This window comes from Halomonas sp. BM-2019 (assembly GCF_017584085.1).
On record NZ_CP071922.1, the window covers coordinates 1,172,370 to 1,179,845 of the forward strand.

Consider the following 7,476-nt stretch of genomic DNA (forward strand, 5'->3'; position numbering starts at 1 on the left):
ATAGTCGCAACACCAGCGGTAGCACGACGCAGCACGCTATGCAGTTTTCGTGGGTGATTAGCTCAGTTGGTTAGAGCACCAGCCTCACATGCTGGGGGTCACTGGTTCGAATCCGGTATCACCCACCACGCGGACCGGTAGTTCAGTTGGTTAGAATGCCGGCCTGTCACGCCGGAGGTCGCGGGTTCGAGTCCCGTCCGGTCCGCCATTTCTGCAGGTCCCTCGTCTACGGGTCCATCGCCGCACACGAATCTCGCAAGCCCCGAGCTTATCGCTCGGGGCTTCGTCGTTTTTGCTGGCCCCTTGCCCCTTGCCCCTTGCCGGGTTAAGGCTTTACGCCTTGGTGTTCGCTGTCATACAGTTGTTTGAATGCCCGGCCCTGCCACCACCACGAGGAGCACGCCGTGACCGCCTATCCCTACCTCTTCCGTCCCCTGTCGGTGGGCCAGCTGACGCTGCCCAACCGCGTGCTGATGGGCTCCATGCATACCAACCTGGAGGAGGCCCCTGGCGGCTTCGAACGCCTGGCCGCCTTCTACGCCGAACGGGCCCGGGAGGGGGTGGCGCTGATCGTCACCGGCGGCATCGCGCCCAACCCCGAGGGGGCGGTCTTCCAGGGCGCGGCCACCCTGGAGCGAGCCGAGCAACTGCCCGACCATCGCCGGCTGGTGGAGGCGGTCCACGCCGAGGGCGGCCGGCTCTGCCTGCAGATCCTCCATGCGGGACGCTATGCCTATACCCCCGAGCCGGTCGCCCCCTCGGCCATCCCGGCACCGATCAATCCCGTCTCGCCCCGCGAACTGACCGGTGAGGAGGTGGAGCAGCAGATCGCCGACTTTGTTCGCTGCGCCAGCCTGGCCAGGGAGGCCGGTTATGACGGCGTGGAGGTGATGGGCTCGGAAGGCTACCTCATCAACCAGTTCGTCTGCCGGCGCACCAACCACCGCGACGACGCCTGGGGCGGGACCTTCGAGAACCGCATCCGCTTCCCGGTGGCGATCGTGCGGCGCATCCGCGAGGCGGTGGGCGACGACTTCCTGATCATCTTCCGCCTCTCCATGATCGACCTGGTGGAGGAGGGCAGCACCCACGACGAGGTGGAGGCGCTGGGCCGGGCCATCGAGGCGGCGGGTGCCGACCTCATCAATACCGGCATCGGCTGGCACGAGGCGCGGGTGCCGACCATCGTCACCAGCGTGCCGCGGGCGGCCTTTACCGAGGTGACCCGGCGCATGAAGGCGGCGCTCTCGATCCCGCTGATCACCACCAACCGCATCAACATGCCGGAGGTGGCCGAGCGGGTGCTGGCCGAGGGGCATGCCGATATGGTCTCCATGGCGCGCCCCTTCCTGGCGGATCCGGCCTGGGTGAGCAAGGCCGCCGAGGGCCGGGCCAAGGAAATCAACACCTGCATCGCCTGTAACCAGGCGTGCCTGGATCACACCTTCGCGGGCAAGCCCACCTCCTGCCTGGTCAACCCTCGGGCCGGCCACGAGACCCAGCTGGTGATCACCCCGGCCGAGGTCGCCAAGCGCATCGCCGTGGTGGGGGGCGGGCCGGCGGGCCTGGCGGCGGCGCTCACCGCGGCGCAGCGGGGACATGCGGTGACCCTCTTCGAGCGCAGTGCCGAGCTGGGCGGTCAGTTCAACTATGCGCGGCGCATCCCCGGCAAGGAGGAGTTCAACGAGACCCTGCGCTACTTCCGGGTGATGCTCGACCGGTACGGCGTAAGTGTGCGCCTGGGCTGCGAGGCCGATCCCCATCTGCTGCGCGAGTTCGATGCGGTGGTGCTGGCCAGCGGGGTGCGGCCGCGGCGGCTCGAGTTGCCCGGCAGCGACCACCCCAAGGTGATGGGCTACCCCACGGCGATCCTGCATCCGGAGCGGGTCGGCCGACGGGTGGCGATCATCGGCGCGGGCGGCATCGGCTTCGACGTGGCGGAGTTGCTCACCCATGTCGGCCGCCCCTCGCTGGATCGCGATGCCTGGTGCGCGGAGTGGGGCGTCGATCTTTCGGTCTCCACCCCGGGAGGGCTTGCGCCGCCGCGTCGCCCCGAGGTGCCGCGCCGGGTGACCCTGCTGCAGCGCAAGGCGTCCAAGCCGGGCCGCGGGTTAGGCAAGACCACCGGCTGGGTGCATCGTGCCTCGCTCAGGCATCGCGGCGTCGAGGCCCTGGCCGGCTGCGAATACCTGGGCATCGACGATGCCGGCCTGCATTTTCGCCTCGATGGCGAGCCACGCCTGCTCACGGTGGACAGCGTGGTGGTCTGCGCCGGCCAGGAGCCGGTGCGCGAACTCCTCGAGCCGCTGCGCGCCGCCGGTGTGGCGGTGCACCTGATCGGCGGCGCGCACGAGGCGGCGGAGCTCGATGCCAAGCGTGCCATCGATCAGGGCACGCGGGTGGCGGCAGGCCTCTGAGGCCGCCTCAGCGGCATCAGCGTTCTTTCAGCGTTGAAATCTGCACTGTTCCGCCAGAACCTCCCTGCGGTGCCGATGTTCATAGGGTTAAGGCCCCAGCGTTGATTCGTTGTCCGCTAATGGTCGGCGGTCAGGGCTAACCTTAGGTGACCCAGTTCTTGCGCCCCCCTGATGAACACTTGGCGCCGAGTCAGCGGGCTTTACAGGAGGCATCGATGAGCATCTTCGATCATGTGCAGAATCGCTACGAGCGTGTCCGGCAGGAAGAGATGACCCTGCAGGAGTATCTGGAACTCTGTCGTCGGGAGCCGGTGGCCTATGCCTCGGCCGCGGAGCGGATGCTCGAAGCCATCGGCGAGCCCGAGGTGATCGATACCGCCAAGGATTCACGGCTGTCGCGGATCTTTTCCAACAAGGTCATTCGCCGCTATCCGTCCTTCTCGGAGTTCTACGGCATGGAGGAGGCGATCGAACAGATCGTGTCCTTCTTCCGCCATGCCGCCCAGGGCCTAGAGGAGCGCAAGCAGATCCTCTATCTGCTGGGCCCGGTGGGCGGCGGCAAGTCCTCGCTCGCCGAGCGTCTCAAGCTGCTGATGGAGAAGGTTCCCTTCTACGCCATCAAGGGCTCGCCGGTCTACGAGTCGCCGCTGGGCCTCTTCTCCCCCGAGGAGGACGGCGAGCTGCTCGAGAAGGAGTTCGGCATTCCGCGTCGCTATCTCAAGAGCGTGATGTCGCCCTGGGCCGCCAAGCGTCTCAAGGAGTACGGCGGCGACATCTCCCAGTTCCGGGTGGTGCGCCTCTATCCCTCGCGGCTCAACCAGATCGCCATCTCCAAGACCGAGCCTGGCGACGAGAACAACCAGGACATCTCCTCGCTGGTGGGCAAGGTGGATATCCGCCAGCTGGAGATGTACTCCCAGGACGACCCCGATGCCTACAGCTTCTCCGGCGGCCTGTGCCGCGCCAACCAGGGGCTGATGGAGTTCGTGGAGATGTTCAAGGCGCCGATCAAGGTGCTGCATCCGCTGCTCACGGCCACCCAGGAGGGCAACTACAACCCCACCGAGGGCATGGGTGCCATTCCCTTCGAAGGCATCGTGCTGGCCCACTCCAACGAGAGCGAGTGGCAGGCCTTCCGCAACAACCGCAACAACGAGGCCTTCCTCGACCGGGTCTATATCGTCAAGGTGCCCTACTGCCTGAGGGTCTCCGAGGAGGTGAAGATCTACCAGAAGCTGCTCGAGCACTCCTCGCTCAACCAGTCGCCCTGTGCGCCGGACACCCTGCGCATGCTGGCGCAGTTCTCGGTACTCTCGCGCCTCAAGGAGCCGGAGAACTCCAGCGTCTACTCCAAGATGCGCGTCTACGACGGCGAGAACCTCAAGGACACCGATCCCAAGGCCAAGTCGATCCAGGAGTATCGTGACACCGCCGGCGTCGACGAGGGCATGGCCGGGCTCTCCACCCGCTTCGCCTTCAAGATCCTCTCCAAGGTGTTCAACTTCGACAGTCACGAGGTGGCGGCCAACCCGGTGCACCTGCTCTATGTGCTGGAGCAGCGCCTCGAGCAGGAACAGCTGCCCAAGGAGACCTTCGAGCGCTATCTGCGCTATATCAAGGAGTTTCTGGCCCCGCGCTACGTGGACTTCATCGGCAAGGAGATCCAGACCGCCTATCTGGAGTCCTACTCCGAGTATGGCCAGAACATCTTCGATCGCTATGTCACCTACGCCGATTTCTGGATCCAGGACCAGGAGTACCGGGACCCCGAGACCGGCGAGCTGTTCAACCGCCAGGCCCTCAACGAGGAGCTCGAGAAGATCGAGAAGCCGGCCGGCATCTCCAATCCCAAGGACTTCCGCCATGAGGTGGTCAACTTCGTGCTGCGGGCCCGTGCCCAGAACAACGGCATGAACCCCAGCTGGCAGTCCTACGAGAAGCTGCGTGGCGTGATCGAACAGAAGATGTTCGCCAATACCGAGGAGCTGCTGCCGGTGATCTCCTTCAATGCCAAGGCCTCCCAGGCGGACCAGAAGAAGCACGAGGACTTCGTGGCGCGCATGGTCGAGCGCGGCTACACCGAGAAGCAGGTGCGGCTGCTCTCCGAGTGGTACCTGCGGGTACGCAAGTCGCAGTAGGCTGAAAAGCGCCTAGCGCCTAGCGCCTAGCGCCTAGCGCCTAGCCAGGCGAGCCATGGGTCGTGCGGGGGACACCCGTCCCCCGGCGGCCGCGACCGGCGAGCAGAGGAGGTCGGCATGACCTATTTTATCGATCGACGAGCCAACGCCAAGCACAAGAGTGCGGTCAACCGGCAGCGTTTCCTGGACCGCTACCGCACCCATATCAAGCGCTCCGTGGAGGAGGCGGTGAACCGCCGCTCGATCACCGACATGGAGCGCGGCGAGAAGGTGTCGATCCCGACCCGAGACATCTCCGAGCCGGTGTTCCAGCACGGCCCCGGGGGCAAGCGCACCATCGTGGCCCCGGGCAACCGGGAGTTCACCGAGGGCGACCGCCTGCGCCGCCCCGGCGGCGGGGGAGGCGGTGGCACCGGGGAAGGCGGCGCCTCCGACCAGGGCGAGGGCATGGACGAGTTCGCCTTTACCCTCTCCCGGGAGGAGTTCCTTGACTTCGTCTTCGATGGCCTGGAGCTGCCCCACCTGGAGCGCAAGGCGCTGGTGGACCTCGATGAGGTGCGCCCGGTCCGTGCCGGGGTCTCCAAGGAGGGGGTGCCGGCACGGATCAATATCGTGCGCTCCATGCGCGAGGCCCACGCGCGGCGCATCGCCATGCGCGCGCCGATCCGCCGCGCCCTGCGCGAGGCGCGCGAGGCCCTGGAGGTGGAGGAGCGCAAGGACCCGGTGTTGCGCAACCCGGCGCGCATCGCCGAGCTCAAGGCGGAGATCGAGCGGCTCGAACAGCGCCTGGAGGCGGTGCCCTTCATCGACACCTTCGACCTGCGCTACAACAACCTGGTCAACCAGCCGATGCCCTCCAGCAAGGCGGTGATGTTCTGCGTGATGGACGTGTCGGGTTCCATGACCCAGGCCCACAAGGACATCGCCAAGCGCTTCTTCCTGCTGCTCTACCTGTTCCTCGAGCGCAACTACGAGAAGGTCGAGCTGGTCTTCGTGCGCCACCACACCGCCGCCAAGGAGGTGGACGAGGAAGAGTTCTTCTACTCCCGGGAGACCGGCGGGACCATCGTCTCCAGCGCCCTGGCCCTGGTCGATGAGATCATCGCCAAGCGCTATCCGCCGGGACAGTGGAACCTCTATGTCGCCCAGGCCTCGGACGGCGACAACTGGGACGACGACTCCATCACCTGCCGCGACCTGCTGATGAAGAAGCTGATGCCGCGCCTGCAGTATTTCACCTACGTGGAGATCACCCCCCACGCTCACCAGGCGCTTTGGGAGGAGTACGAGACGGTGGCCGCCGAGTTCCCGGCGCGTTTCGCCATGCGCCAGATCGTCGAGGCCGGCGACATCTACCCGGTATTCCGTGAGCTGTTCAAGCGGCGTGTCGCCCCCTGAGGCGTCGAGGAGAGATGATGATACGACGCAAGCCCATCGCGACCGGGTCCGACTGGAACTTCGAGATCCTGGCCGCGTTCGAGCGTGAGATCGATCGGTTGGCCGACGAGTACCGGCTGGACACCTACCCCAATCAGATCGAGGTGATCACCACCGAGCAGATGATGGACGCCTACGCCAGCGTGGGCATGCCGGTGGGCTATCACCACTGGTCCTTCGGCAAGCAGTTCCTGGCCGTGGAGCAGGCCTACCGGCGCGGCCAGATGGGGCTCGCCTATGAGCTGGTGATCAACTCCGACCCCTGCATCGCCTACCTGATGGAGGAGAACACCCTGATGATGCAGGTGCTGGTGATGGCCCACGCCTGCTACGGGCACAACTCCTTCTTCAAGGGCAACTACCTGTTCCGCACCTGGACCGATGCCAGCTCCATCATCGACTACCTGGTGTTTGCCCGGAAGTACATCGGCGAGTGCGAGGAGCGCCACGGCGTGGCGGCCGTGGAGCAGCTGCTCGACGCCTGCCATGCGCTGCAGAACTACGGCGTCGACCGCTACAAGCGGCCCTCGCCGATCTCCGCCGCCGAGGAGGCACGGCGCCAGAAGGAGCGCGAGGCCTACCTGCAGGCCCAGGTCAACACCCTGTGGCGGACCATTCCCACCCAGCCTGCGGAGGAGGCGCTCGGCGACAATCATGACGAAGAGGATCCACTGGGCCTTCATCTTACCGGCCGCTATCCCGCCGAACCCCAGGAGAACCTGCTCTACTTCATCGAGAAGAATGCCCCGCTGCTGGCGCCATGGCAGCGCGAGGTGGTGCGTATCGTGCGCAAGCTGGCCCAGTACTTCTATCCCCAGCGCCAGACCCAGGTAATGAACGAGGGCTGGGCCACCTTCTGGCATTACACCCTGATGAACCGCCTGTATGAGGAGGGGCTGGTCGACGAGGGGCTGATGCTGGAGTTCCTGCAGTCTCATACGGCGGTGGTCAACCAGCCCGCCTTCGACAGCCCCCGGTACAGCGGGATCAACCCCTATGCCCTGGTTTTTGCCATCTTCAGCGACCTCAAGCGACTCTGCGAGGCGCCCACCGAGGAGGATCGTCAGTGGTTCCCGGATGCCGCCGGCAGCGACTGGCGGGAGACCCTGGAGTTTGCCATGAAGAACTTCAAGGACGAGTCCTTCATCCAGCAGTTCCTGTCGCCCAAGGTGATCCGCGACCTCAAGCTGTTCATGGTGTTGGACGATGACCAGGACGAGATGCTCGAGGTCAGTGCCATCCATGACGAGCGCGGCTACCGGCGCATCCGCGATGCCCTGGCCACCCAGTATGCGCTCTCGGTGCGCGAGCCCAATATCCAGGTCTACTCGGCGGATATCCGGGGCGACCGCTCGCTGACCCTGCGCCACGTTCAGGACAGTCGGCGGCCCCTGGCGCGCAGCGTCTACCCAGTGATTCGCCACCTGCACCAGCTGTGGGGCTTCCCCGTGCGACTCGAGTCGCTGGAGGGAGACGAGGTGGTG

At 65.7% G+C, this 7,476-nt stretch carries 4 protein-coding genes and 2 tRNA genes; all 6 read left to right on the forward strand.

What is annotated here, in order from left to right:
- The first annotated feature begins 51 nt into the window (after window positions 1–51).
- Window positions 52–128: transfer RNA gene (locus tag J5F18_RS05920), tRNA-Val, on the forward strand.
- A gap of 3 nt (window positions 129–131) precedes the next feature.
- Window positions 132–208 (forward strand) — tRNA-Asp (locus tag J5F18_RS05925).
- Between the two features lie 274 nt (window positions 209–482).
- Window positions 483–2,417, forward strand: a complete 1,935-nt coding sequence (locus tag J5F18_RS05930) for an NADPH-dependent 2,4-dienoyl-CoA reductase (protein ID WP_346302178.1) — start codon at window positions 483–485, stop codon at window positions 2,415–2,417.
- Window positions 2,418–2,632: 215 nt separating this feature from the next.
- The gene (locus J5F18_RS05935) at window positions 2,633–4,555 is read left to right on the forward strand and encodes a PrkA family serine protein kinase (RefSeq protein ID WP_346301387.1); all 1,923 of its coding nucleotides are present in this window, start codon (window positions 2,633–2,635) and stop codon (window positions 4,553–4,555) included.
- Window positions 4,556–4,672: 117 nt separating this feature from the next.
- Window positions 4,673–5,953: a YeaH/YhbH family protein gene (locus J5F18_RS05940; RefSeq protein WP_346301388.1), complete on the forward strand. Its 1,281-nt coding sequence runs from the start codon at window positions 4,673–4,675 to the stop codon at window positions 5,951–5,953.
- A 17-nt stretch (window positions 5,954–5,970) separates the two neighbouring features.
- Window positions 5,971–7,476, forward strand: a 1,506-nt coding sequence (locus J5F18_RS05945) for a SpoVR family protein (protein ID WP_346301389.1), incomplete at its 3' end; no start/stop codon positions are given.

Excerpts from the sequence above, each read along its gene's own strand:
- J5F18_RS05930 (WP_346302178.1), top strand. The coding sequence starts at position 483 with ATGCATACCAACCTGGAGGAGGCCCCTGGCGGCTTCGAACGCCTGGCC.
- J5F18_RS05935 (WP_346301387.1), top strand. The coding sequence starts at position 2,633 with ATGAGCATCTTCGATCATGTGCAGAATCGCTACGAGCGTGTCCGGCAG.
- J5F18_RS05940 (WP_346301388.1), top strand. The coding sequence starts at position 4,673 with ATGACCTATTTTATCGATCGACGAGCCAACGCCAAGCACAAGAGTGCG.